At 60.3% G+C, this 25,918-nt stretch carries 17 protein-coding genes; 3 read left to right on the plus strand and 14 right to left on the minus strand.

Annotated features, from left to right (window positions below):
• Positions 1-95: 95 nt before the first annotated feature.
• The 14 genes from BLV67_RS02155 to yaaA form a co-directional block, all read right to left on the minus strand.
• Positions 96-371, minus strand: coding sequence for a DUF3077 domain-containing protein (locus BLV67_RS02155; protein ID WP_065912562.1), 276 nt, complete (start codon positions 369-371; stop codon positions 96-98).
• 320 nt (positions 372-691) lie between these two features.
• Entirely contained in the window at positions 692-2,143 is a 1,452-nt protein-coding gene (locus tag BLV67_RS02160; RefSeq protein ID WP_065912564.1) for a mannose-1-phosphate guanylyltransferase/mannose-6-phosphate isomerase, read from the minus strand.
• Between the two features lie 194 nt (positions 2,144-2,337).
• A complete protein-coding gene (locus BLV67_RS02165) occupies positions 2,338-2,994 on the minus strand; it encodes an alginate O-acetyltransferase AlgF (protein WP_017135222.1) in 657 nt (218 codons plus the stop codon).
• Between the two features lie 16 nt (positions 2,995-3,010).
• Positions 3,011-4,183: an alginate O-acetyltransferase gene (locus BLV67_RS02170; RefSeq protein WP_069786113.1), complete on the minus strand. Its 1,173-nt coding sequence runs from the start codon at positions 4,181-4,183 to the stop codon at positions 3,011-3,013.
• 11 nt (positions 4,184-4,194) lie between these two features.
• Positions 4,195-5,727, minus strand: a complete 1,533-nt coding sequence (locus BLV67_RS02175; RefSeq protein ID WP_069786114.1) for an MBOAT family O-acyltransferase — start codon at positions 5,725-5,727, stop codon at positions 4,195-4,197.
• 194 nt (positions 5,728-5,921) lie between these two features.
• Positions 5,922-7,031 carry a mannuronate-specific alginate lyase gene (locus BLV67_RS02185; RefSeq protein ID WP_069786115.1) on the minus strand — a complete coding sequence of 370 codons (1,110 nt, stop codon included), beginning with the start codon at positions 7,029-7,031 and terminating at the stop codon, positions 5,922-5,924.
• Positions 7,032-7,039: 8 nt separating this feature from the next.
• Positions 7,040-8,488: an alginate O-acetyltransferase gene (locus BLV67_RS02190; protein WP_065929276.1), complete on the minus strand. Its 1,449-nt coding sequence runs from the start codon at positions 8,486-8,488 to the stop codon at positions 7,040-7,042.
• A gap of 11 nt (positions 8,489-8,499) precedes the next feature.
• Entirely contained in the window at positions 8,500-10,068 is a 1,569-nt protein-coding gene (gene algG / locus BLV67_RS02195; RefSeq protein ID WP_065912571.1) for a mannuronan 5-epimerase AlgG, read from the minus strand.
• The gene (locus BLV67_RS02200) at positions 10,068-11,555 is read right to left on the minus strand and encodes an alginate export family protein (protein WP_069786116.1); all 1,488 of its coding nucleotides are present in this window, start codon (positions 11,553-11,555) and stop codon (positions 10,068-10,070) included. Before BLV67_RS02200 ends, algG begins: the two co-directional genes overlap by 1 nt.
• Positions 11,552-13,090, minus strand: a complete 1,539-nt coding sequence (algK, locus tag BLV67_RS02205) for an alginate biosynthesis TPR repeat lipoprotein AlgK (protein ID WP_083269301.1) — start codon at positions 13,088-13,090, stop codon at positions 11,552-11,554. Before algK ends, BLV67_RS02200 begins: the two co-directional genes overlap by 4 nt.
• A 9-nt stretch (positions 13,091-13,099) precedes the next feature.
• Positions 13,100-14,266 carry an alginate biosynthesis protein Alg44 gene (locus tag BLV67_RS02210; protein WP_065912574.1) on the minus strand — a complete coding sequence of 389 codons (1,167 nt, stop codon included), beginning with the start codon at positions 14,264-14,266 and terminating at the stop codon, positions 13,100-13,102.
• A gap of 36 nt (positions 14,267-14,302) precedes the next feature.
• Entirely contained in the window at positions 14,303-15,784 is a 1,482-nt protein-coding gene (gene alg8, locus BLV67_RS02220; protein WP_069786117.1) for a mannuronan synthase, read from the minus strand.
• A gap of 83 nt (positions 15,785-15,867) precedes the next feature.
• Positions 15,868-17,184 (minus strand): nucleotide sugar dehydrogenase, encoded by a 1,317-nt coding sequence (locus BLV67_RS02225; protein WP_065912575.1) that lies wholly within the window; start codon positions 17,182-17,184, stop codon positions 15,868-15,870.
• An 887-nt stretch (positions 17,185-18,071) separates the two neighbouring features.
• Positions 18,072-18,851: a peroxide stress protein YaaA gene (gene yaaA, locus BLV67_RS02230; RefSeq protein ID WP_056858945.1), complete on the minus strand. Its 780-nt coding sequence runs from the start codon at positions 18,849-18,851 to the stop codon at positions 18,072-18,074.
• A 120-nt stretch (positions 18,852-18,971) separates the two neighbouring features.
• On the opposite strand from yaaA, the gene BLV67_RS02235 reads away from it, so the two are divergent.
• The 3 genes from BLV67_RS02235 (at position 18,972) to BLV67_RS02245 (ending at position 25,874) form a co-directional block, all read left to right on the plus strand.
• On the plus strand, positions 18,972-20,096 hold the full coding sequence (locus BLV67_RS02235) for a polysaccharide deacetylase family protein (RefSeq protein ID WP_069786118.1): 1,125 nt from the start codon (positions 18,972-18,974) through the stop codon (positions 20,094-20,096).
• A 339-nt stretch (positions 20,097-20,435) separates the two neighbouring features.
• Positions 20,436-21,830, plus strand: a complete 1,395-nt coding sequence (locus tag BLV67_RS02240) for a PhoH family protein (protein ID WP_012722339.1) — start codon at positions 20,436-20,438, stop codon at positions 21,828-21,830.
• 309 nt (positions 21,831-22,139) lie between these two features.
• Positions 22,140-25,874, plus strand: a complete 3,735-nt coding sequence (locus BLV67_RS02245) for an autotransporter domain-containing protein (RefSeq protein ID WP_069786119.1) — start codon at positions 22,140-22,142, stop codon at positions 25,872-25,874.
• The last annotated feature ends 44 nt before the right edge of the window (positions 25,875-25,918 follow it).

Raw genomic sequence — 25,918 nt, forward strand, 5'->3', positions numbered from 1 at the left:
TAAGTGTTGAGCGGACGGACGCCATCGCAGGCAAGCCAGCTCCCACCGTTGGAGCGCGTTCCCCTGTGGGAGCTGGCTTGCCTGCGAAGACTTACTTACTGAGTAGAAGAATCTGCCTGCAAGCCTTCGATGGAAGCCTCAACCAGTGCCAAGCCGGTTTCAGCCAATTGCAGGCTGGCCCAGTTCAGGTAGCTCTGGTGTTCGGTGCACAGGTCTTGAGCCGCCAAGGTGAGCACGCGCGCGGTGCCTAAAACATAGCTGGCATGTTCCAGTGCATGTTCGATGGGAATGCCGGGTTGTACGCAAAAAAGAGGTTCTTCACTGCGGTCGCTGGGGCCGAAGGGGGTGGGGCGGGTGGTTTGTTTGGACATGATGGATCTCCTGATGAAAATGGGATCCTATGAGTTTGCGAGGCCGTCAAACCTCATCACGAATGAGTCGTGACAGGCGCGAGGATAGGCAGGATGGGGGCAAGGGTCAATGCTGGCGGGGTGCTTTGTCGATCGTTCCCACGCTCTGCGTGGGAATGCATCCCGTGACGCTCTGCGTCACCCATGCACCGGGCGTGAATCGGAACGCGGAGCGTCCCAGGCGGCATTCCCACGCGGAGCGTGGGAACGAGCAGCCCCCACCCAGCCCACTGCGGATAGGGGACGCAACGGGCTGGATGAGGGCTTCTTGTACGACCGTGTTACTGCGCGATAGTTTTCACCGACACGCCACGTTCGACCGGGGTGGAGCGCCCATAGATATCTTCAAAGCGTTCGATATCGTCTTCGCCCAGGTAGCTGCCCGATTGCACTTCAATAATCTCCAACGGGATCTTGCCCGGGTTGCGCAGGCGGTGCACCGAGGCGATCGGGATGTAGGTGGACTGGTTCTCGCAGAGCAGGAACACGTTTTCGTCACAGGTGACTTCAGCGGTGCCGCTGACCACGATCCAGTGTTCGGCACGGTGGTGGTGCATCTGCAGCGACAGGCACGCGCCCGGCTTGACCGAGATGTGCTTGACCTGGAAGCGGCCGCCCATGTCCACCGAGTCGTAGGAGCCCCACGGGCGGTAGACTTCGCAGTGGTTCTGGGTTTCGCTGCGGCCTTGCTCGTTGAGGGTGTTGACCATCTGCTTGACGCCCTGGACCTTGTCCTTGTGGGCAATCATCATCGCGTCCTTGGTTTCCACCACCACGATGTTGTCCAGGCCGATCACCGACACCAGTTTGCCGTTGCCATGCACCATGCAGTTGCGGCTGTCCTGGATCACTACATCGCCTTTGCTCACGTTGCCATTGACGTCTTTGTCATTGACCGCCCACAACGAGGCCCAGCAACCCACGTCGCTCCAACCGGCGCTCAGCGGCACCACGCAGGCGCGCTGGGTTTTTTCCATTACCGCGTAGTCGATGGAGTTGTCCGGGCAGCAGGCGAAAGTGGCTTCGTCGAAGGTTACGGTGTCGGCATCCTGCTCGCTGCGCTCCAGGGTCAGCACGCAGGTGTCGTAGATGTCCGGGTCGTGTTTTTTCAGCTCTTCGAGGAAGCGGCTGGCGCGGAACAGGAACATGCCGCTGTTCCAGAAGTAACCGCCGCTTTTGACGAACTCGACGGCGCGTTTTTCATCGGGTTTTTCCACGAACTGTTGCACGCGGCTGACGCCTTCGGGCAGCAGCGAATCGTTGCTGGACTTGATGTAGCCGTAACCGGTTTCCGGACGGGTCGCCGGGACGCCGAACAGCACCATCTCGCCACGCTCGGCCGCCACAGTGGCCAGGGCCAGGGCGCGTTGCAGGGCTTTCTGGTCGTCGATCACGTGGTCGGCGGGCAGCACCAGCATCAGCTCGTCGCGGCCTTCGTTGACCAGCATCATCGCAGTCAGGGCCACGGCCGGCGCGGTGTTGCGGCCGAACGGCTCCATCAGGATGCGCTGGCATTCGAGCTTACGCGTGCTTAGTTGCTCGTTGACGATGAAGCGGTGGTCCTTGTTGCAGACCACGATCGGGGCGTCCATGCCTTCGAACACCAGGCGCTCCAGGGTTTGCTGGAACAGTGTGTGTTCGCCGGTCAAGGCCAGGAATTGCTTGGGGAACTGTTTGCGGGAAAGCGGCCAAAGACGTGAGCCGCTACCACCGGAAAGGATTACTGGGATCATGGGTGTTTCTCCTTGAATCGATTGGGTCAGAGCTACGAAGGTTTGTCGTTTCACTCTTGTTTTTGTCTCGGTCTGAACTGACTGCCTCGGTCAGTGTGGGAGCTGGCTTGCCTGCGATGGCGGTGTTGGATTCACCACCGCCATCGCGGGCAAGCCCGGCTCCCACAGGGGCGGGTGTCAGTTCAGAAAACTAATCAGCGGGTCGACACGGGGCGCTTGACCCACACTGGCGAAATGCTCGAACCCGAGCCGGTCACGTACAGCACCGCCGCTTCACCACGTTCCAAAGCCACCGGCTTTACATCGCCGACTTTCTTGTCACCGTCGTACAACGCCAGGCTCACTTTCACCGGGTTGATTTCGCGCTCGCCACGGCCCTTGGCGGCCACCGACTTGACCACGTCGGTCTTGCCGTCGGCGGTTTTCAGGGTCAGGGCCTTGTCGCTGAGGTTCTGCACACGCACCAGGGATTTTTGCTTGTTCTTGAACGGCGGCTCTTCGATCAGCTGGGGCTGGCCGCTGCCGCTGTTGACCAGGGTGTAGTAGTGATCGGCCGCGAGCTTGACCGGTACGGTCTGGCTGCCGACCTTGGCGCTGTAGTCGCCGCCCGGCATGAAGCTGAAGTCACTGCTGGCCAGCGGCGCCACATCGCTCAAATTGGTCGCGCCGACGGTGGCGCTGACTTCCTGGTTCGATGCGTTGTAGATCCGCACGAAACTTGAACCTTTCGGTGCGGTCGGGCCGTAGAGCGCAGCGTCACCACCGGCGAAGGCGGACATCGATACGAAGCTCAAGCCGGCAGCGATGGCCAGGGTCTTGGCGAGACGACGCGGAGTAGTAGTGAAAGTCATGTGAGTTACCTCTCTTTCAGTTTTGCGCCCGGTCGGGCGTCTCGGATTTTTGAGTGTTCAAAGCCATGTTCTGTTGGCGCGAACCGGCTTGTTTAAGCTGCGCAACCCACTGTGGGTCGGCATCACCGATTTCGTTGTTGACGGGCAGATAACGTTCCGGAAACTCCCAGATCAGCACTTGGGGCGGGCTGTTCTTGAAGTCATCGCTTTTCAGGTAGCTGAGCATCGGCAGGATCGGGCCGTGGCCGTCTTCGGAGTAGTTGATGACGTCGCTGTGCAAGGCTTGCTTGAGGGCGCCGACGAAGTTCCAGTTGGGGTTGGCGCTGTAGCTGGTGCCCACCAGGGCCACTGGCGTTTCACTGTCGGCAAACAGGGCGTCGTCGCCTTTGTTCTCCGCCAGGTGCGTGACGCGTTTTTGCAGTGGCTCTTTAGGCGGCATCAGGTTTTCGAACAGCGGGTCCAGCGGCAGGAACAGGCGCAGGTCGCCTTTGTGCGGTTCGGTTTTTTCGGCTTCGGTGACAAAGCGCTGTGGCTCGCCGCTCAGCGGCGTCTTGTCGGCAATGGTCCTGGCCAACTGTTTGGCAGCGATTTCCGCACCGTCCGGGGTCCAGTGGGTGTCGGTGCGCAGGAACACTTGCGTGCCGCCCAGCTTGGCCTGTTGCAGCGGGCCAAGCAGGTCGGGCGCGATGATCTTGTCGGCCGCTACACGGGCGTGGAAGTCCTCGTACAGGTTGGCGTGGATGCTCGCCGGTTTCACTTCACCCAGGTGTTCCGGGTACAGGCGCACCTTGGCCGGCACGATCGCCATCACCAGTTGGATGCCCTGGGCCTTGAGTTTTTGGCGCACGCCTTCGACCAGCGCGTAGTTGCCTTGCAGGTTCTGGTCTTCGTTGACGATGGGGTTGAATTCCTCATCGCTGTACAGCCAGTGGTCGCGGCCCAGCACCACGCCGGGGCGGCCTTCATTGAACAGCTTGTAGTCCAGCGCCGCCCAGAGGTTGGTGCCCAGGCGCTTGATCGGGAACTCGTCGTCGTAGTGGGTCTCGACGGCCTTGGTCCAGCGCCCGTTGAGCACGGTGGCGTCGGCGTTGGTGCTGAAGCCGAAGAAGCTGCGCGTCGACCAGACGCCCAAGGCCAGCAGCACCAGCAGGAACAGCGTGATATAGAGGACGCGAAATGAACGGGTCATGGTCGGCTCCCTCAAAATTGGAAGTAAAGGAACGGCGAGAAACTCTGCGCCGACAGTTTCAGAATCGACGCCACGAACAGCAGCAGCACGGTGGCGCGCATGGCGTAGCGTGGCCAGTCAGCGGTCCAGTAGGCCGGTTGCACGGCGGCGTCCTGGCCTACGCTGAAACCTGGCTGGTGGATGCTGCCTGGGTTGTCGCCGGGTACTGCCTTGATCAGGCTTGGGTCAGCCGGTTTGGCTTTTTCGGCAGGGCGGTTGGTGTAGAAGTCGCGCAGGCCAAAGAACGCCAATGTTGCGTAGGCCACCACCAACGTCGCCACTTGCAGGCCGGTGAGGCTGGCGCGGTTGAGTTCCGACAGCGACCACTCGCCAAAGCTGAACATCGCGCCGTACATGCGCCCGGCGACGTGCAGGTTTTCGGCGCGGAAGATCACCCAGCCCATGACTACCAGCAGGAAGGTAAAGGCCCAACGCACCACGTTGAAACTGCGTGGCGCGGTATTCAGGCCGATGGCTTTTTCAATCGCCAGCCACATGCCGTGCCAGGCGCCCCACACGATGTAGGTGATGTTCGCACCGTGCCACAGGCCACCGAGCAGCATGGTCAGGAACAGGTTGCGGTAGGTGGTCAGCGTGCCTTTACGGTTGCCGCCCAGGGTGATGTACAGGTAGTCACGCAGCCAGGTGGACAGGCTGATGTGCCAGCGCCGCCAGAACTCGGTGATCGACTGGCTGATGTACGGCTGTTTGAAGTTCTCCATAAAGCGGAAACCCATCATCAAGCCCAAACCGATGGCCATGTCGCTGTAGCCGGAGAAGTCGAAATACAGCTGCGCGGTATAGGCCAGCGCGCCGAGCCAGGCATCGCCCGTGGTCGGGTTTTGCAGGGCGAAGCAATGGTCGGCCACCACCGCCAGGGTGTCGGCGATAAAGACTTTCTTGATGAAACCCTGCATGAACCGCGTGCAGCCCTCGGAGAATTTGTCGAGGGTGTGCGTGCGGTTGTTGAACTGGTCGGCCAGGTCGCGAAAACGCAGCACCGGGCCGGCAATCAGGTGCGGGAAGATCGCCACGAACGCCGCAAAATCGATGAGGTTGCGGGTTGCCGGGGTGTCGCCGCGGTACACGTCGATGATGTAGCTGATGGACTCGAAGATGTAGAACGAGATCCCTATCGGCAACAGCACGTGGGTGAGGATAAACGGCTCCAGCCCCGCCGACTTCATCATCACATTGATGCTGTCGACGCCGAAGTTGGCGTACTTGAAGTAGCCGAGGATGCACAGGTCGACAGCCACGCCGAGCAACAGCCAGCGCTGGGCCGGTTTGGTGCGCACGCCGGCGGCACCGACCTTGAGGCCGATCCAGTAATTCCACAGCGTCACGGCGGCGAACAGCGCCAGGAAGTCCACTCGCCACCAGGCGTAGAACACGTAGCTGGCAATCAGCAGCAGCAGATTGCGATAGCGTTGCCCGCTCAAGTAGTACAAGCCGAGAAAGATCGGCAAGAACAAAAACAGGAACACATTGGACGAGAAAACCATCCCGATCTCTCCATGTTTAACCAACAGTTAAGGGCCAACGGCCCCCCCCAAACCCCCCACGATTTCGCGGGAGGTTGTGATCGTTCCCACGCTCTGCGTGGGAATGCCTCACTGGACGCTCTGCGTCCGCTTTTGGGACGCGGAGCGTCCCTGGCTGCATTCCCACGCGGAGCGTGGGAACGATCAGCTGTATATCAGCTGCCTTTGTTGCCTTTTTCGTGCGTCGGGTCGTAGACCTTGGTCAGGTCACCGCCGAGGCGGAAGGTCTTGAACGGCTGCATGCCGTGCTTGCGCTCGATTACATCGGGGGCGCAGGTGTAGAGGGTGCAGAAGGGCTCAAGCCAGGCAAATTTCATGTCTTCCTTGAGGTCCTTCATGTCCTGTTCCTTGCCGTTCTTCTGCTCGAAGATGTCCGGGTCTTTCACCCCGGCCAGCACCTTGTCGCCCAGGCGTTTGAGCGCGCCGTTATTTTCCTGGCGCAGGTCCACACCGTTGACCAAGGCAAAGCTGGCGATCATCGACAGCGGCGGCAGCGCGTAGTTGTGGTACGCCAGGGCACGTTGCTGACGCTTCAGTTCGTTGGGCAAGAAGCCCTGGGCGTCCACCTGGTTGGCGCCGACCTTGTATTCCTTCACCGCCCAATCAAACAGGTCGCGACGGTTGGTGGCGATGGACGTGGCCATCACCGACCACGCGGCCCAGTAGGAGTGGTTGTTGGTTTTATCCAGGGGCAGGTTGTCCCAGTCGCTGACGACTTGATCGGCGAGCTTGTTGAACCAGGCTTCGATCAACTGCGATTCCTGCTGATGATTAGCCAGCGGGTGCGAGTCGGAGAACTTCAGGCGCACATAGGCCGAGGCCATGCTGCCCAGCGCCCATTTGCGCATGGACTTGCCGGTGTGGTTGAAGTCCTTGGACATCAACGCATCCGCCTTGGCCCAGCTCGTAAGCCAGTTGAGTGTGCATTCCAGCTGCTCCGGGCGGCCGTCGCGCATAAACTGCATCACGCGTTTGCTGGTGTCTTTTTCCAGCTTGGTGATGTCGGCAGTGCTGTCACGAAAGGCTTTTTCCGATTGCACATTCAGGGTGGCGCGGGCCTTGTCCGAGCCTTCGTACTTGCTGCGAAATTGCAGCGAGCCGGTGTACGGCGCCGGCATGGCGTCGCAGTCATTCTTGAAGTCGCCGGTCTTGAATGCTTCCACCGGCGCAAAGTAGCCCTGGGGTGGACGCAGTGGTGCGGCGGCGTTGACTGTACCGGCGAACATCGCCAGGCCCAGCAGCGTTGGAATCAATAATTTCTGCATAAGTAACCTCACTTCCCAAGCTGGGCGGTCTGTTGACCACTCGCCGGGAACACGTTGCGTGTGCAAATTTTCGCTTCGACTTTCTGCGCGGCAGTGCCCGCTTCGGGGCCTTGCACTTCCACGGCCAGCAAGTTCTGCGAGGCCCAGTCTTCATCGGTGCGCAGTTCAAAGGCGAAACGCCCGTCTGTATCGGATGTTTCGGGTTTCTCGATCTTGATGTCCTCGTGGCGCCCGTTCATGTACCAGAGGGTGGCTTGCAGGGTTTTCACCGACGGGTCGGCGAAGCGGATATCGACCTGATGGTTGGCGTTGCGCAGGTCTTTGTTCGAGCTGTTGACCATCAACTCGTTCTTGCCGGGTTTGAGCGTGGTGCTGGCGCTCATTTGTGCAGGCTTGCCTTCGCAGCCGTTGTCGAGCAGCGCCATCATCTGGCGGTAGATGGTTTCCTGGTCGAGGCGGTACAGCGGCGAGAATTCCCAGATAAGGATTTTCGGCGGGGTTTTCTGGAACTCGTCACTGCCCAGGTACTGGATCATCGAGCCTTCCAGGCCGCCGCCAGGGAAGGCGACGTTAAGGATGTCGGCACCGATTTCCTGTTCCAGGAAGCCGGCGAAGTTGTAGTTCTTGCCGCTGTGGCTGGTGCCCACCAGGGTGATCTGCGGGTTACCCGAATCGCCGAACAGGTCGCCGTCACCGGCTTCGCCTTTAGGCTCGGTGGTGAACTGGTCCATGTATTGGATCGCGTAGCTGGTGCCGCACAGTTGCCCGGCCATGTTGTGCAGGGTGCCGGTCTTGCCCATGCGCCCGGAGCGTTTGGTTTCGAACTCGCGCTTGGGAATATCGGCAAACTCGGGCATGGCACGCACTTTGGCGCCGACGATTTTTGCCGTGCGTTGGGCGCCGTATGGGGTCCAGTGCTGGTCACCACGGAAGTAGAAGTCGTGGGCCGGCAGTTCATCGGGCAGTTGTTCGTTGGTCAGTGGCGACAGGTCCGGTACCACATAACCCATCTTGGCAAAGCGGCCGAGCATGGTTTTGTAGTTGCCCAGCGCCTTGTCGAAATCGAATTTGGCTTTTTCTTCGGGATTGAGCTTGTTGCGGTTCACCAGGCCACGGGTCGGCTGATAGACCACCACCAGCTCCACGCCCTTGGCCTTGAACGCATCGTGCAGTTGCTGCATGCGTTTGTAGCCGGCGGGGCTGGTGTCGAATTCGGTGCGCAAATCTTCCTGGGTACGGAACAGCCAGTCGCCCTGGGCTTGCACCAGGGTGGTGAAGTTCTGCTGGTAGCGCGTGGTGTAGTTCTTTGCGTCATGGGCGGCCGGGCACAGGCTGCAGCACGGCTCGGCGGTGAACGTGGGGGCTTTGACTTCATCGGCGCGCACGCCCTGGCTGGCCGCCAGCAGGCCGAGGGTCAGACCCGAGAGGCTCAGCAGTTTGATCATGTGTGGGTGCATAAGGGTCATCCTCAGTCCTGCATTTGGGTCTGGCGTTCGACAGGGTCGATCAGCACGGCTTTCTGCTGGCGCACCAGCAGGTCGAGAATCTCTTCCTGGCGATCGCCCAGCACGCCGGCAAAGCTGATGCCGCTGGATTTGGTCGGCGCCAGCATCGATACGCGGTACAGCTCGATGCTCAATGGCGAATCAATCGACAGCGGCCCGCTGCCGTTGCCGGCCAGCTCGCCGCCGACCACGATCAACGAGACTTTCGCGTCAAACGGGTCGAGGGCGATGTCGCGGTCGGTGTCGGTCAAATCCTTGATGTGCCCGTACACGCCGGTCAGCCCGTTGGCCATGGCGGAGTTCTCGTACAGGCGAATGTTCACGCTGTTGCGCACGCGGATGCCGTGGCGACGGTTGGCGATGACCTTGTTGCCCCACAGCAGATTGTCGCCGCTCTCATAGAGGGTGATGCCGTCGGTGTGGTTGCGGTAGATCTCGTTGTCGGCGATCAGGTTGTTGACGCTGTTACGGTCGATCACCAGGCCTGAGAGCTTGTTGTCGAAGCTGCGGTTGTTGAAGATGAAGCTGTCATTGACCTCACGGGAAATGATGATGCCGTGTTTCTTTTTGGTGCCGTAGACGGTGTTGTCGGCAATGATCAGGCCGTGGGAACGGTCGTGCGGGTCGATGCCGTAGACGATGTTGTCTTTGTAGGTGTTGCCCTTGATCACAAAGCCCGTGGTCTCGTAGCAGTAGAAGCCGTACCACATGTCCGAGAACTCGGAGTCGATGATCCAGCCGGTCGGTTCCGCACGCTTGAGCACCTTGGCCATGTTCGGCGTGTACTGGGAAATACTCACGCCGTACGACTTACTGTTGGCGTAGCCGAAGCTGGCCATCTTGGTCTTGGAGATGTAGGTTTCGGTGCCGCCCCAGGCCAGCAGGAACGGGCGGAACTCCTTGGGCGACTTGAACAGTGCCGGGCCGTTGGTCTTTTCGTCCCAGCCGGTGATTTTGGTGTCACGTACAAACAGCTGGCCGTCGTTGATCAGGAACGAACCGGCTTGCTGGGACAGGCGCAGCTCCTGAGTCTTTTTGTCGATGTCGAGGATGCCTTTGCGCCCGACCACAATCGGCAGCTTGGCCAAAAACACCCCCGGCGAGGTTTCGCTGAGGTACTGCTTGGGCACTTTGCCGAGCAGGTCCTTGAGGTTCATGTAGCCGTCGTCGACAAAGATCGCCTGGGGTATGCCGTGCTGGCGCACCACCCATTCGGCCATCTTGTTATCGCCGCCGATAAAGTCCTTGAGCGCGTCTTCCTGCATCATGCGGCGGATGCTGACTTTGCCCGGCTTGCTGCGCACGATCTTCTTTTCCATCGCCGCCGCGGTGTAGCCGGTCAGGTCGGGCAGCGCAGGCTTGGGCAATTCCAGCGGCGCGGTCGGCGGGCTGGAAATGGTGTAGGTCTTGGCCTGTTGCAGTTCCTTGGCGATGGTCGGCGCCTTGGCCGCCGTATCGGCAAAGGCTGTGGCGCTGGCCATCAGCATTGCCGCGACGAGTAGGCTTTGAGCATTCATTGCGCAGGCTCCCATCAGAATTTCCAGATCACGTCGACAAACGCGCGGTGCATGTACGAGTCGACCTGGCTGCCGTAGGCGTCACCCGGCTTGAACACGCCTGCACGAAAGCGCACCAGCGCCGACGGCTCGTCGATCGACTGGCTGAGGGCGGCCGGCAACAGGCCCTTTTTGAAGTACTTGGTGACCACCAAGTCCATTTCCTGACCCAGGTCTTTCTTGCCGTCTGCCAGCGGTAACGAGGTGCTGGACAGGATCGCGCCGGTCACGTCGTCGGTGTTGTTCTGCACCGCATCGATGCCGTTGCTGCCCACCGGCTTGTTGCCGTCGACGCGCCAGAACTTGTGATAAACCAGGCTGGCGTCGTAGTCCTCGCGCAGCTGCCAGGAACCGAACAGGCTCATGGACTGCATGTTGTTCATCTCGCCGCGAAACGCTTCGCCAAAGCGATGCACGCGGGACTGGGTGCCGGTCCAGTTCGAACGGTTGCTTTGCAGGCCGTTCTGCTCGTACTCGGCGCTGGCGCGGGAATAAGCCGCGCCGACCTGCCACTGCGGGTCGAGACGCAGGCGCACGCCGATGTCAGTGGCCCAGCCATTCACGTCGTCGCTGCGCTTGGCCTGGGTTGGGCGGGTGCCGTCGGCATTGAGGGCATTGACCGTGTCGCGGTTGCCTTTCATGCCGGTGACGCTGGCCCAGTAGTTGACCGTGTTTCTGTTGTTCAAGCTATAGGCGTCACTGTTGGCTTCGATGCCGAGCCAGGTCAGGTCGCCGTTTTCGCGCTTGTCCAATGAGTCGGTCGCCACGCCCGGTTCCGGGTAGTCGAGCTTACCGTTGTCATGGGTGTGGTGGGCGCGCAGGCCGATCCACTGGCCTGGGGTCCACTGGTAGGCGGCGTCGGCGTAGAGGTGCTGGCGGTCCTTGTCCTTGGGCGACAGCTCCTTGAGGTCGGTGCGGTATTCGCTGAAGCGTTCGGCGACGCCGACATTGGCCTTGAGCAGGGTGGTATCGAAGGTCCAGTTCAGCGCTTCGATATTGGTGTCGCGCCATTGGCCGTCGTCATTGCGCAAGCGTTGGCGACCCAGCTTGAGCAGTTCGCCCGGGTAAGGCGTGAAACCGCTGTAGCCGACCCAGAACTCGCGCATGGCCAGGTAGTTTTTCTTGGACTTGCGGTCGTTGTTGGTGGTTTGCTGATTTTCGTCATCGGCCGATTCTTGCAGGGGGTCGGTCTCGATAATGTCACTCGACACGACCGCCTGCCCCATGGCGTAGGCGCTCCACGCACCGCTTTCACCGTAGACCCACGGGCGCAGGTCGAGCCCGATGCCGTTGACGTCGCCGCCTTTTTGCGTACCGAGGTCGCGGTCATCTTCGGACTGCGCAGTGGCTTTGACTTCCAGGCCGAAGTTCTTGGCTTCGGTGAGCGCGGCCAGGGTCGGGCACGACCACAGCAGGGCGAAGGTCAGGCCGATACCGGCCTTGACGAATGGGTTGAGCTTCATAGGGATTCCTCGCCGTCTTCTTCTTGCAGGGCGTGCAGTTGCAGCGTGCTCTGGGCCAGGGTGCCGCGCGTGGCCAGCTCCTGTTGCACCAGGCGTTGGCCTTCGGCGCGTTGCTCAGGCGTGAGCGGGGCTTCGAGCTGCGTGGCCAGGTCATTGGCCTCCGGCGTGTCCTGGACTTTGGCCAATTGGCTGAAGACATAGGCGTTCAATGGGTCGGGCTTGGTGCCCTTGCCCTGGGAAAACAATTGCGCGATGGCGAAGTCGGCGCTGTTCTGGCCGTTACGCGCAGCGGTCAGCAAGTGGTCGAGGGCTTTTTGCGAGTAGACCTTGCCCAGGTAGCCACGGCGGTAGATCTGGCCGAGGTAGTAATCGGCGGCGACTTCACGGCCCACGGCTTTTTCGAAATGCGCTTCGGCGGCCTTGGCGTCTGCCGGTACCCACTTGCCTTCGTAGTAGAGCTTGCCCAGCAACAGCTCGGCGCGCGGTTGGTCGGCGGCGCGGCCGTTGTCCAGGTACTTCATCATCTGGTCGACGTCGCCCAGTTCGGGGAAGTCGTAGAGCAGTTGCGCCAGGCTGACCCAGGAGGCCGGGTAGCCGGGGGCGATTTTTTCCAGCAGGGCCTGGGCGGTTTTTTCGTCCGGCTGGCCGAGGGTCACATCACCCAATACGCGAGCCACGCTGTCGACACGCTGGGCGGTGACGGTGCCACGGGCGTAACCGGCTTCGAGCTGCTTGAGCAGTTCGGCCTTTTTTTCCGGCTCGGCTTTCTTCTGATAAACCGTGGCCAGCTCGACGTAGCAAATATCGGTGGTGTTCAGCGCCGCCTTGCAGATGCGCTCCACATCATCCAGGTGCTGGTCGTAGGTGCCCTGGGTGCGATACAGCAGCACCTGGGCCAAACCTGCTTCCGGGTAACCCGCCGCCTGCCATTTGCTGATTTGCTGTTGGGCGTTCACGTTGAGGAAGCTGTGCGGGTATTGCAGGTACAGCATCGCCAGCGGGATCAGGGTGTTGCCTTCGCCATTGGCAAAGGCTTTTTTCAACAGGCCTTCGGCCTCGTGCTGTTCGGCTTCGGTAGCACCGGGTTTGGCCACCAGCAGGCGGCCCAGACGTGCCTGTGCACGTGGCGACGTATCGGCGGCTGCGCGGTAAGTGGCCTCGGCCTGGCGGATTTGCTCGGGATCGCGGGTGGTGACCTGGATGTCAGCCAGGCCGACTTGGGCTTCGCTGTAACCGAGGTCGGCCAACTGCTGGTAGTTCTGTTGGGCGGTGGCCGTGTCGCCACGCTTCAACGCTTCGTTGGCCAGGCGTTGGTCGGGCAGCCCGGCGCAACCGGTCAGAGAGACTGCCAATGCCAATGTGCAGAACACAGAGGCTGAGTGAAATCTGCTCTGTATGGGAGCAGGCTTGTCGGGACGCCGCACCGCTGCGATGGCGGTGTTGGATTCGCCGCCGCCATCGCGGGCAAGCCTGGCTCCCACAGAAGAGCATTCCCACAGGGGCCTCGGTGTATTTGAGAGACTCATCACAGGCATGTCCTCCGCTTACAGACCGTGAGCCATGGCTTTATCGATCAGCCAGTTCAGCGAAGGGCCACGGTCGCTGGTGACTTCCACCGGGCGGCCGGCATAGGTGCTGTCCAGCGGCGCATCCGGCTTGATCTGCACGCGAATGTCGGAGGACAAGTCGGCGCTGTTCAGGCTGGTGCTACTGACGATGGTGCCGGTGCGCAGCTGTTCTTCGTCGGCGACCTGGAAGCTCACCTGTGTACCTGGGCGTACGTCACCGAACTGGCGATAGGTAAAGCGCGCTTCCACATTGGCCTGGCTGCCGCGTGGCACCAGCTGGAAGATCACATCGCCCTTGCTGGCGTACTGGCCGTCGGCGACCAATTGCTGGGCGACCACGCAATCGCACGGCGAGGTCAGGGTGCCGGTCATTTGCTTTCCGAACAGCTCTTCAACCTTGGCCGGTTGCAGCTGGTCTTCGTCCAGATGGCCCTTGAGCACATCGAGCATGCTGGTGCTGAACGTCGCCAGTGGCGCGCCTTTGGCTGCAACCGCGTCGCCTTTGAGCAGGCTCTGCACAGTGCCGTCGCGCGGCATGGTCACGTTCATGCCGGGCACGCTGACCAGGCCCGCCTGCGCGTGGCTGACGAAGTACATGCCGTACACCGACTTGAACACAAAACCGAACGCGGCGAGGCCGACAATGAAGATCCCGGCGCTGAACACCACCGCGCGCAAGCGACCGAACGCGCTCATGCCGCTGCCGCCGTCCTTGACCTTGCGCGCCTTGGTGAAGTTGTCCCGTTGCAGGGTGGCAAGCACGTCGCCCATGGTCACGATGTCGCCGGACAGGTGCGAGGTGATCAGGTGGCGCAGGGTGGAAATATCCTGGGCGTCGAGGTTCTGGAACTGGCAACCGGTGCGGCCGCTCTGGCGGTCGTAGGAGCGAATCTGCAGCTCTACATCCATCGCCAGACCGAGGTTATCGATCACGAACTGCAGGCGGCCCTTGTGCACTTCACCGACGGTCAGCGGCTGGGTGGCGGTGAACGCCAGGCCACCGGCGGACAGGTCGATCACCCGTGCTTCGGTCTGGGTGCGGTCGGTGTTGAAGAAACGCAGCTTGGCCGGGATTTTGACCCGGGCATGTTGGCGCTGGGCTTCGGATTCGTGGACAACGTTGGCGTTTACTGGGCTGTTCATATGTTCGATTTCCTAGTTAATTCAGGCTTGGCTGGGTCAGACCATCATCAGCAACACGGCGACGAAAATGCTGCCGGCGGAGAAGGTCATGGTCCGAGACGACCAGGTGTTGAACCAACGTTGAAAGCTGGCCAAATCGCGGGTCAGTTTGGTGTCCTGGCGGGTCCAGGACTGTTGATCAAGGCGGAAGAACACGTAGATCTTCACCAGCGCGCCCATGATCTGGTTGTAATACAGAATCACCGGGTAAGCCGGGCCGATCTTGTGGCCGGAGCACGACAGCAGCAGGGTCAGGATCAGGCGGGTGATGCCGATCCACAGCAGGTACGCGAGGATGAACGCGCCGCCGTATTTGAAGGTGGCGATGACCGCCACGGTCAGGCCGAGCAGGGAGGTCCACATCGATACGCGCTGGTCGAACAATACGATGCTGGTGAACAGGCCCAACCGACGCATACCCAGGCCCAGGGCGCGGGAGTTCTGGCGCAGGTTGTTGCCGTACCAGCGGAACATCAGTTTGCGGCTGGCCTTGATAAAGCTCTTTTCCGGTGGGTGTTCCACGGTGTGGATCGCGGCGTCCGGCACGTAGAAGGTGTCGTAGCCCAGGCGCATCAGGCTGAACCAGCTCGACTTGTCGTCACCGGTCAAAAACTTGAAGCGGCCCAGGCGCCAGTGTTGCAGCGAGTCGCTTTCCACGTCGGCGATAAAGCCCGGGTCGGTCACGACGTTGGCACGGAACACCGACATGCGCCCGGTCATGGTCAGTACGCGTTTGGACAGGGCCATGGAGCACATGTTGATGTGGCGCTGGGCGAAGCGCAGCTTGTGCCACTCGCTCATGATGTAGCCGCCGCGCACTTCGCAGAATTCATTGGTGGTCAGACCACCGACATTGCCGAACAGCTGGAACCACGGCACGGTCTTGCGCACTACGCCTTCGGCGAGCACGGTGTCGCCATCGATCACCGCCACCACGGCGCGGTCATCCGGCAGGTGGCGCGAGATGGCGCGGAAACCGAAGGCCAGGCCGTCGCGTTTACCGGTGCCGGCGATGCGCACGAAGTCGAGTTTTACGCGCTCCGGCGGGTTCATGCGTTCCCACAGGCTTTTCACCAGCAGCTCATCGGACATCTCCACCAGCGAGCACACCACGGTGGTTGGGAAGCCGCACTCGATGGCTTCGCGAATCACCGAGCTGTAGACCTGCGCGGTGGTCAGCGCGTCGATACGGAAACTGGTGACCATCAGGAATACGTGGGACGGGTCGGCAGCCTTGCCCAGCTTGCGCACCTTGCGGCGCAAGTGCGGGTAGACCACGTACAGGAACAGCATGCCGCGAAAGAAATGCGTAGCACCCATCGAGTAGCGCCAGATGCCGACGGCGCCAATCAGGAAAATAAAATTCTTCGACTCGGAGTCGAACGTACTCGCCGGCAGCAGCAGGGCGAGACCCATCAGCAGGCTGAGGAAGAACAGCCAGCCGGCGGATTGGAGCAGTACGTGTTTTAACTTGGACATGAGCGTCATCCGAAGGTGAAGAAGGCTCCGCACTGCACGTGCTGGGGATCAGGACACGTGCAGCGCGAAACTTGCCGTTGCTGTTACCAGCAAATGCCTTCGGTACGGCCACTGACACTGGTGGCCCGGGACATGAAGCCCACCAAGTCGATCACCTGTTTGCCGTGGGGAGCGTTGTGCGCCAGGGCACGGAATTTCTCGTCACGGTTGCCGAGGATGATCACATCGGAGTTGTTGATCACGTCGTCGAAGTCGGAATTGAGCAGCGACGACACATGGGGGATCTTGCCTTCGATGTAGTCCTTGTTCGCACCGTGGACACGGGCGTATTCGACGTTGCTGTCGTAGATGCTCAGGTCAAAGCCCTTGCCGATCAGCATTTCCGCGAGTTCCACCAGCGGGCTTTCGCGCAGGTCGTCGGTGCCGGCCTTGAAGCTCAGGCCCAGCAGGGCGACTTTGCGCTTGTCGTGGCCGGCGACGATATCGAAGGCGTTCTGCACCTGGGACTCGTTGCTGCGCATCAGCGAGTTGAGCAGCGGCGCTTCCACGTCCAGCGAGCTGGCGCGGTAGGTGAGGGCGCGCACGTCTTTGGGCAGGCACGAACCGCCGAAGGCGAAACCTGGGCGCATGTAGTATTGGGACAGGTTGAGGGTCTTGTCCTGGCAGACCACTTCCATCACTTCACGACCGTCGACGCCGACGGCCTTGGCGATGTTGCCGATCTCGTTGGCGAACGTGACCTTGGTGGCGTGCCACACGTTGCAGGTGTACTTGATCATCTCGGCGACGGCGATGTCCTTGCGGATGATCGGCGCATCGAGCTCTTCGTACAGCGACTGCAGGACATCGCCGGAGGCTTTGTCGAATTCGCCGATGACGGTCATCGGCGGCAAGTCGTAGTCGGCGATGGCCGTGGATTCACGCAGGAACTCAGGGTTCACCGCCACGCCGAAGTCGACACCGGCTTTTTTGCCGGAGCAGTCCTCCAGGATCGGGATCACTACGTTGGCCACGGTGCCTGGCAGTACGGTGCTGCGCACCACGATGGTGTGACGGGTGGTTTTGTCCCGCAAGACAAAACCGATCTCGCGGCATACCGCTTCGATGTAGTTGAGTTCCAGGTCGCCGTTTTTCTTGCTCGGCGTGCCCACGCAAATCATCGACAGGTCGGTATCGCGGATGGCGTCGGCGAAGTTGGTAGTGCCGCGCAGTCGACCGTTTGCGATGCCTTGGCTCAACAGTTCGCCCAGACCCGGTTCAACGATCGGCGATTTACCCGCGTTGATCAGGTCGATCTTATCCTTGGAGATGTCTACGCCGACCACTTCGTGGCCACGGGCAGACAGGCAACCGGCACAGACTGCGCCAACGTAACCCAAACCAAATATGCTGATGCGCATCGCAATTACCTCTTTGTTTAATACAGGCCATTAGATGGCTGGAGTTCATGTTTGCAAGCGTCACTGATGCCGCGAAAGTTGGGCGAATAGACGCCGACTTACCGCGTGCAGGCATGTTTAATGACGAGTGACTAATAAGTGCACCCAAGGTGTGCGCAACGTGGCCTTGTTATTGGAGCTTGCCCTCAAATGCAGCCGGCCTTCCTGGGAGAAGGGCCTGGCGTCAGTGCCGCAGGGCCTTGATAGAGGCTGATAGCCTTTGAAAATCAATGCCTTGGGTTGTCTCACTGACCCATTAGGGGAAGCTTGGCCTTATAGTGCGTGGCAATTCATCCTTGTCGCCGCTATCAACTGATCAATTGGCAATATGACTCCTGAGTCAAAGTTGAAATATGACAACTTCGCTACTTCCGTGGGTTGGTCATGTAAGTCATCTCTTACAGCAACAGAGAATTTCGTTACCGGTGGTATGAGCGGTGCTTGAGGGTGAAGTTCCTGGCCGCTCATCCTGTTTCCGGAAATTTCTTGAAATATTAGAAAAGATGGCACTGGTACTATATTGATAGCACTTGCTATTTGGGCGAGTGGTTATGGGGAGTTGAAGAGAGGGGATAGTTTTGTGCCACTAGTGTTTGAAAAAAGTGGTGCCACTACGAAAAAAAATGACGAATGTCGAGTGAAAGATTCTTTAGAAATCTGCCTGCTTATTTTTTGACGTCAAATAAATGACTTTTTCGGCGTGGAATGCAGACAAAACTGTGGGAGCTGGCTTGTCGGGTCGCCGCATCGCTGCGATAGCGGTGGATCAGTCAGTATTTCTTAACCTGACACTCCGCTATCGCAGGCAAGCCAGCTCCCACAGTTGAACTACAGCGTGAGAGCGGGCCCTATTCCGGTGCGTGATCGCGCAGGAACACCAGATTATCCGGCTTGGACTGCTCCGCATTGAAGCGGTAACCCTGCACATCAAATGCTTTGAGCTTGGCAGGATCATTGATGCGCTCTTCAATCACAAAACGGCTCATCATGCCCCGGGCCTTTTTGGCGTAGAAGCTGATGATCTTGTACTGGCCGTTCTTCAGGTCCTTGAACTCGGTGTTGATGATGCGTGCGTTCAGGGCTGTGCGCTTGACCGCCGAGAAGTACTCGTTGGAGGCCAGGTTGAGCAGTACGTCGTCGCCTTGTTCGGCCAGCGCTTCATTCAACCATTCGCTGATGCGCGTGCCCCAGAACGCGTAGAGGTCTTTGCCGCGGGCGTTGGGCAGTTTGGTGCCCATCTCCAGGCGGTACGGCATCATCAGGTCCAGCGGGCGCAGCAGGCCGTAGAGGCCCGAGAGCATGCGCAGGTGGTCCTGGGCGTAGCTGAAATCGGCATCGCTGAAGGTCTCGGCATTCAGGCCGGTATACACGTCGCCCTTGAATGCCAGCAGCGCCTGCTTGGCATTGGCCGGCGTGAAGGCCGGGGTCCAGCTGCCGAAACGGGCGGCATTGAGGCCACCGATTTTGTCGGAGACGTGCATCAACTCGCTGATTTGCGCCGGGCTCAGTTCGCGCAATTGTTCGATCAGCTCCTGGGAGTGGTCGAGGTATTGCGGTTGGGTAAAGCGCGGGGTGACCGGCTTTGACTCGAAGTCGAGGGTTTTGGCGGGGGAAATCACCATCAGCATGAAGTTGGCTCCTGTAATCGTGGCAGGGATTCTAGGGGGTTGAGTGGTTTGACTCCACCTATGATGGCGATAGGCACGATCCGCTATGATGGGCGGTAACTCTGGAGAGGGAGACCCTGCGTGCGCCTAGCACTTTTATTGTCAGCCTGCTTACTGTGCCTGAACGCCCACGCCGCGCCGGTGGATGTGGCCAGCCTGGACCGTGGCACCTGGCCCGAAAAGCTCAGCAGCCCGGCACTGTTCGATGTCGCCTCACGCGCCGAAATCCTGATGTTCTCCCATAGCCTGCTGGCCAGCGAAAATCAGGATGAGGCCGCCCTCAAACAACGTCTTGGCCTGAAGATCATCAACCTGGCCGCCATCGACGACCTGCGTCGACAGCTCTGGCAGCGCTTGCTGGAAAACTACACGGCCGCCCAGCAAAGCTGTGAAGAGGACGCCTCGTTCTGCTACCTGGTGGAGAACATGGACGATCTGCGCGAGCAGGCCGGCAAGTTCCAGGTCAGCGATAACTCCTTTTATATAGGCTGGGCCGGACCCAGCCATAACTTCCATGAGCGCTACCTGGACGAACTGTTGCGCAAAGCCGCGCTGTTCCCCCAGATCGGCAGCGAGGTGCTGCGCTTTGGTGACCACGAACGCAATGGCGACGAGTTGAACGACCGGCTGTTCCTGCTGACCTTCGACGGCGGCCCGGCGCCGGTCAGCGGCAATACCGACTGGCTCACCGACTACCTGCGCAAGCAGAAGATGAACGCCACGTTCTTCGCCCTTGGCAGCAGTTTGCAAACCCGCGTAGAGCGCAGTTCCAGCAGTGACGTGCAGGCCTTGTACCAAGGCCAGTGCGTGGGCACCCAGGGTTGGCAATACCGGTCCCATAGCCATTGGGTCGAGTGGCAAAGCTCGATTACCCGCAGCGCCGCGCTGGTGCAGAACCTGATGCCGGAAAACTATGTGCCGCTGTTTCGCCCGCCCTATGGCCAGCGACGTGCCGACAGCCAGGGTTTCTTCCAGTCCCAGGGTTTGCAGGTGGCGTTGTGGGACATCGACTCCCAGGACGAACCGGGCAAACTCAAGGCCGATGAGTCGGCGCAACGGGTGCTGACGTTGATGCTGTTGTGGCGTAAGGGCGTGATCGTGTTTCACGACACCCAGGACAAGGCGCGGGTGGCATTGCCGATGTTATTGCAGGCAACGGCGCAAAGTGGCTTGGGGTGGCAGGACTGCCGGGAGGCATTTCGCTGAAGTGCCCGGCCCTGTTAGGGATTGGGGGCTTCAGGGGTGATTTTGTGCGACATTTCGATGCAGGCGGACTTCCGACTTTAACGGGGTCACTGGGACTCGGCTAGTGCTATTCGTCATCCTGAAAAATAAACTTCAAAAAAGCGTCAAAGTGCTTTTTCCTGTCATGGGTTTTGCGGTATTACGAAGTCAGATCGCCGAACCCTGCAACACAGGTGGCGTCTTTCAAGACTCCTCATGTGGGCACTGCACTTGACGTCACTCAGGTGCAGTCGGTGGTCGAATCGAGGCGCAGCACCGCCCAGGTATTGCGTCGAATGGCTCCCACAAAGGTGACCGAGTATGGATGATCATGGACGTAACCCTTCTTCCGACCAGCCAATCCTTTATGTGCTTGATACCAACGTATTGATCCACGATCCAAACGCACTGCTTAACTTCGAAGAACACCACGTCGCCATCCCGATGATCGTGCTTGAGGAGCTCGACAAACTCAAAAGCGGGCACCACAGCGTGGCTGCCGAATGCCGCCAGGCGATCCGCCTGATCGACAAGACCCTGGGTGAAGCCTCGCCCGAGGACGTTGAAGTCGGCGTGCCGATCCAGCGTGGCAAAAGCGGGCCGAAGGGCTTGCTGTCGATTCTGATGAGTAAACGCAGCGAGCCCAACAGCCTGCTGCCGGAAAACCTCAACGACAACAAAATCATCAACCAATTGATCGACCTGCACGCGCGCGACAAGGACCTGCGCCTGGTGCTGGTGACCAAAGACATCAATATGCGCCTCAAGGCACGAGCGTGTGGGATCGCTGCCGAGGACTACAGTACCGACCAGCTCGTCGACGACGTGTCGATGCTGTCGCGGGGTTATCACACCGTGACCGGCTCTTTCTGGGACCTTGTGAGCAAGGTCGAAACCCGTCAGGACCATGGCCGCACCTGGCACCAGGTACAGCTGATCGACAACCTGCCGGCCGTGCACATCAATGAATTCATTATCGACGAACAGGGGTTTGTGGGCTGGATCAAAGAGATTCAGGTCGACAAGCTGCTGATCCTCGACCTGCATCAGGAACCCCTGTTGCACCAGGAAGCCTGGGGCCTGAAACCGCGTGATATCTATCAGAGCCTGGCGCTGTACGCGCTGCTCGACCCGGATATTCATCTGGTCAACCTGACCGGCGCCGCAGGCTCGGGGAAAACCATCCTCGCCCTGGCGGCCGCCATCGAGCAGACCATGGTGACCAAACGCTATCGCCGCATCATCGCCACCCGCAGTGTGCAGGGCCTGGACCAGGAAATCGGCTTTCTGCCCGGCACCGAAGCGGAAAAAATGGAGCCGTGGCTGGGGGCGATCACCGACAACCTCGAAGCCTTGCACATGGATGACGAAAACACCCATGGCAGCGTCGACTACATCCTCAGCAAAGTGCCGTTGCAGTTCAAATCCCTCAACTACATCCGAGGTCGCAGCTTCCAGCAAAGCCTGATTTTGATCGATGAATGCCAGAACCTCACACCTCACCAGATGAAAACCATCATCACCCGTGCCGGTGCCGGTTCCAAAGTGGTGTGCCTGGGCAACCTGGCACAGATCGACACCCCTTACCTGTCCGCGACCAGCTCCGGGCTGACTTACCTGACGGAGCGCTTCAAAGACTTCCCCAACGGCGTGCACATCGCGCTGCAAGGGGTGCCACGTTCGATTCTGGCCGAGTACGCCGAATCCCATCTGTAATCACCCATGCTGTAGTTAGTGGCTAAATGCCAAAAAACACCCCGAATTTCTCGCGAAGTTCGGGGTTTTTGTTATGGGCGACATTTGTCTTCGTTAATGCGTCCTGGGTGCTTGTAGGCTTTGTAATTATTTTGTTACATTTTTTATCGCCGAAAACTATAAGAAAACTGCGTCACCCCGTCGAAACGCGATCGCTTTGACTCGACGATTTATTCAAGGCCCGGCGTTGGTCTTGCGCGTGATCCTGCCTATTACAAAAAGCCCGATACATCGCTCATTGACGAAGCACATATTCAAAGGGAAAGGAAAATGGACGCAGCAGGTAATGGCTTCACTTTGTCGCAAAAACGCAAGCGCGCTACAGGCTCCAAATCGATACCCCTCACACCTATCGCACTCGGCTTGGCCCTGTGGCTGGGCCAAGGCTCCGTGGCCTGGGCCGATGACGCCAACCCCTACACGTCGCAAGTGCTGGAGTCGGCCTTCAGAAAAGCCGTTGCCTCGTTTGGCCCCAACACCGATGTGTATAAAAACCTGCGATTCGCCTACGCCGATATCGTCGACCTTGCGGCCAAGGACTTTGCCGCACAGTCCGGCAAGTTCGATTCGGCCCTCAAGCAAAACTATGAACTGCAACCGGAAAACCTCACCATCGGCGCCATGCTCGGCGATACCAAACGCCCACTGGACTATGCCTCACGCCTGGATTACTACCGCAGCCGGCTGTTCAGCAACAGCGGGCGCTATACCACCAATATTCTCGACTTCTCCAAGGCCATTATCGCCAACCTGCCGGCGGCCAAGCCCTACACCTACGTAGAGCCTGGCGTGAGCAGCAACCTCAACGCGCAACTGAATGCCGGCCAATCCTGGGCTGGCGCCACCCGTGACTGGAGCGCCAACGCGCAAACCTGGAAAACCCCCGAAGCCCAGGTCAACTCCGGCCTGGATCGCACCAACGCGTATTACGCCTATGCCTTGGGCATGACCGGCAAGGGTGTGAACGTCGGCGTGCTCGACTCGGGCATCCTCACTGAACACTTCGAGTTCCAGGGCAAGAATGCCCAGGGCCAGGACCGCGTGCAGGCCGTAACCTCCACCGGCGAGTACTACGCCACCCACCCGCGTTACATTCATGACACGCCCGATGGCGAGTTTCAGAAGGGCGAGCACTTCAGTATTTCCGGTGAGTACGACCCGACCATCAATGACGGTCACGGCACCGAGATGTCTGGCGTGCTGGGCGCCAGCCGCAACGGCACCGGCATGCATGGCATTGCGTTTGACGCGAATATCTTTGTCGCCAATACCGGCGGCACTGACGACAACCGTTTCCAGGGCTCCAATGACCTGGACTACAACGCGTTCATGGCCAGCTACAACGCGCTGGCGGCGAAGAACGTGTCGATCGTCAACCAGAGCTGGGGCCAGAATTCGCGCAATGATGTGGAAAACCACTTCGGCAACGTAGGCGACAGCGCGGCTGATAATTTGCGCGACATGACCGCTGCCTATCGCCCGTTCTGGGACAAGGCCCACGCCGGGCAAAAGACCTGGATGGACGCGATGGCTGACGCCGCGCGGCAAAACACCTTTATCCAGATTATCTCGGCGGGCAACGACAGCCACGGTGCCAACCCGGACACCAACGCCAACCTGCCGTTTTTCAAGCCGGATATCGAGAGCAAATTCCTCTCGATCACCGGCTATGACGAGACCAGCGCCCAGGTCTACAACCGCTGCGGCACGTCGAAGTGGTGGTGTGTGATGGGTGTTTCGGGCATTCCGTCCACCGGGCCTGAAGGGGAAATCATCCCCAATGCCAACGGCACCTCTGCCGCTGCGCCGAGCGTCTCCGGGGCGCTGGCGCTGGTGATTCAGCGCTTCCCCTACATGACCGCCAGCCAGGCTCGGGATGTGTTGCTGACCACCTCCAGCCTGCAGGCGCCGGATGGGCCCGATACGCCGGTGGGCGACCTGACCGGCGGCCGCACCTACGACAACCTGCAACCTGTGCACGACGCCGCGCCGGGCACGCCGCAAGTGCCGGGCGTGGTCAGCGGCTGGGGCTTGCCCAACCTGCAAAAAGCCATGCAGGGGCCGGGGCAGTTCCTCGGTTCGATGGCAGTGGCGTTGCCCACCGGCACGCGGGATATCTGGGCTAATCCGATTTCCGATGAGGCGATCCGCGCCCGCCGGGTCGAAGACACCGCCGAACAAGCTAGCTGGGCCGCCACCAAGCAACAGAAGGGCTGGCTCAACGGCTTGCCCGCCAATGCCTCTGACGATGACCAGTTTGCCTACGAAATCGGCCACGCCCGGGAACAGGCGACGCTGGCACGCGGCAAGGATCTGCTCACCGGCGCGACTTACGTCGGCAGCCTGGCCAAGTCGGGCGACGGCGAACTGGTGCTCGAGGGCCGGAACACCTATTCGGGCAGCACCTGGGTGCGTGGCGGCAAGCTGTCGGTAGACGGCTCGTTGACCTCCGCCGTGACCGTGGATGGCAGCGCGGTGGGCACCCGCAATGCGGATAACGGCGTGCTGACCACGTTGGGCGGCACCCTGGCCGGTAACGGCACGGTGGGCGCCTTGACCGTGAACACCGGCGGGCGCGTGGCACCGGGCCATTCGATCGGTACGCTGCGCACCGGCGACGTGACCTTCAACCCTGGTTCGGTATACGCCGTGGAGGTCGGCCCGAACGGGCGAAGCGACCAGATCCAGAGCAGCGGCGTCGCCACCCTTAACGGTGGTGTGGTGACCGTGTCCCTGGAAAACAGCCCGAACCTGCTGTCGGCCACTGAGGCCCGTAGCCTGGTGGGCCAGCAGTTCAACATCCTCACCGCCAGCCAGAGCATCAATGGCCAGTTTGCAGCGATCACGCCCAACTACCTGTTTATCGGCACTCAGCTGAGCTATCAGCCGAACCAACTCAGCTTGGCCGTGGCGCGTAACCAGACGACCTTTGCCAGCATCGCGCAAACCCGCAATGAACGCGCCGTGGCGACGGCGGCCGAAGCCTTGGGCGCGGGCAGCCCGGTGTATGAAAGCCTGCTGGCCTCGGACTCGGCGGCGCAGGCGCAAGCGGCATTCAAGCAACTCTCGGGGCAACTGCACTCGGACGTGGCCGCAGCGCAAATGGCCGACAGCCGTTACATTCGTGAGGCGGTGAACGGCCGCCTGCAACAGGCTCAGGCGCTGGATTCCAGCGCGCAGATCGACACCCATGACAACGGCGGCTGGGTCCAGCTGCTGGGCGGGCGCAATAACGTCAGCGGTGACAACAACGCCAGCGGTTACTCCTCGTCTACCAGTGGCGTGCTACTGGGCCTCGACACCGAGGTCGGCGACGGCTGGCGTGTGGGCGCCGCCACCGGCTACACCCAAAGCCATCTCAATGGCGAATCGGCGTCGGCGGACAGTGACAACTATCACCTGTCGGTCTACGGCGGCAAACGCTTCGACGCGATCGCTCTGCGCATGGGCGGCGCCACCACCTGGCACCGTATCGACAGCTCGCGCCGCGTGGCTTACGCCAACCAGTCGGACTACGACAAAGCCGACTACAACGCGCGCACCGACCAGGTGTTTGCCGAGATCGGTTACACCCAGTGGAACCAGTTCGAACCCTTCGCCAACCTGACCTACCTGAACTACCAGAGTGATTCGTTCAAGGAAAAAGGCGGCGCCGCAGCCTTGCATGCCGGCAAGCAAAGCCAGGACGCCACGCTGTCCACCCTGGGCTTGCGCGCGCATACCCAACTGCCGGTCAGTTCCACCTCGGCGGTGACGTTGCGCGGTGAGCTGGGCTGGGAGCATCAGTTTGGCGATACCGATCGCGATGCCTCGCTGAAGTTTGCCGGCAGCGACAATGCGTTTGCGGTCAACAGCGTGCCGGTGGCCCGCGATGGCGCGGTCATCAAGGCCAGTGCGGAAATGGCCCTGACCAAGGACACACTGGTGTCGTTGAACTACAGCGGTTTGCTGTCCAACCGGGGTAACAACAACGGGATCAATGCCGGGTTTACTTTCCGGTTCTAACGCAAGTGTTGGTTTTGGAAGGGGCGCTTTGCGCCCCTTTTTTC

This window comes from Pseudomonas salomonii, from assembly GCF_900107155.1.
Lineage (GTDB): Bacteria > Pseudomonadota > Gammaproteobacteria > Pseudomonadales > Pseudomonadaceae > Aquipseudomonas > Aquipseudomonas salomonii.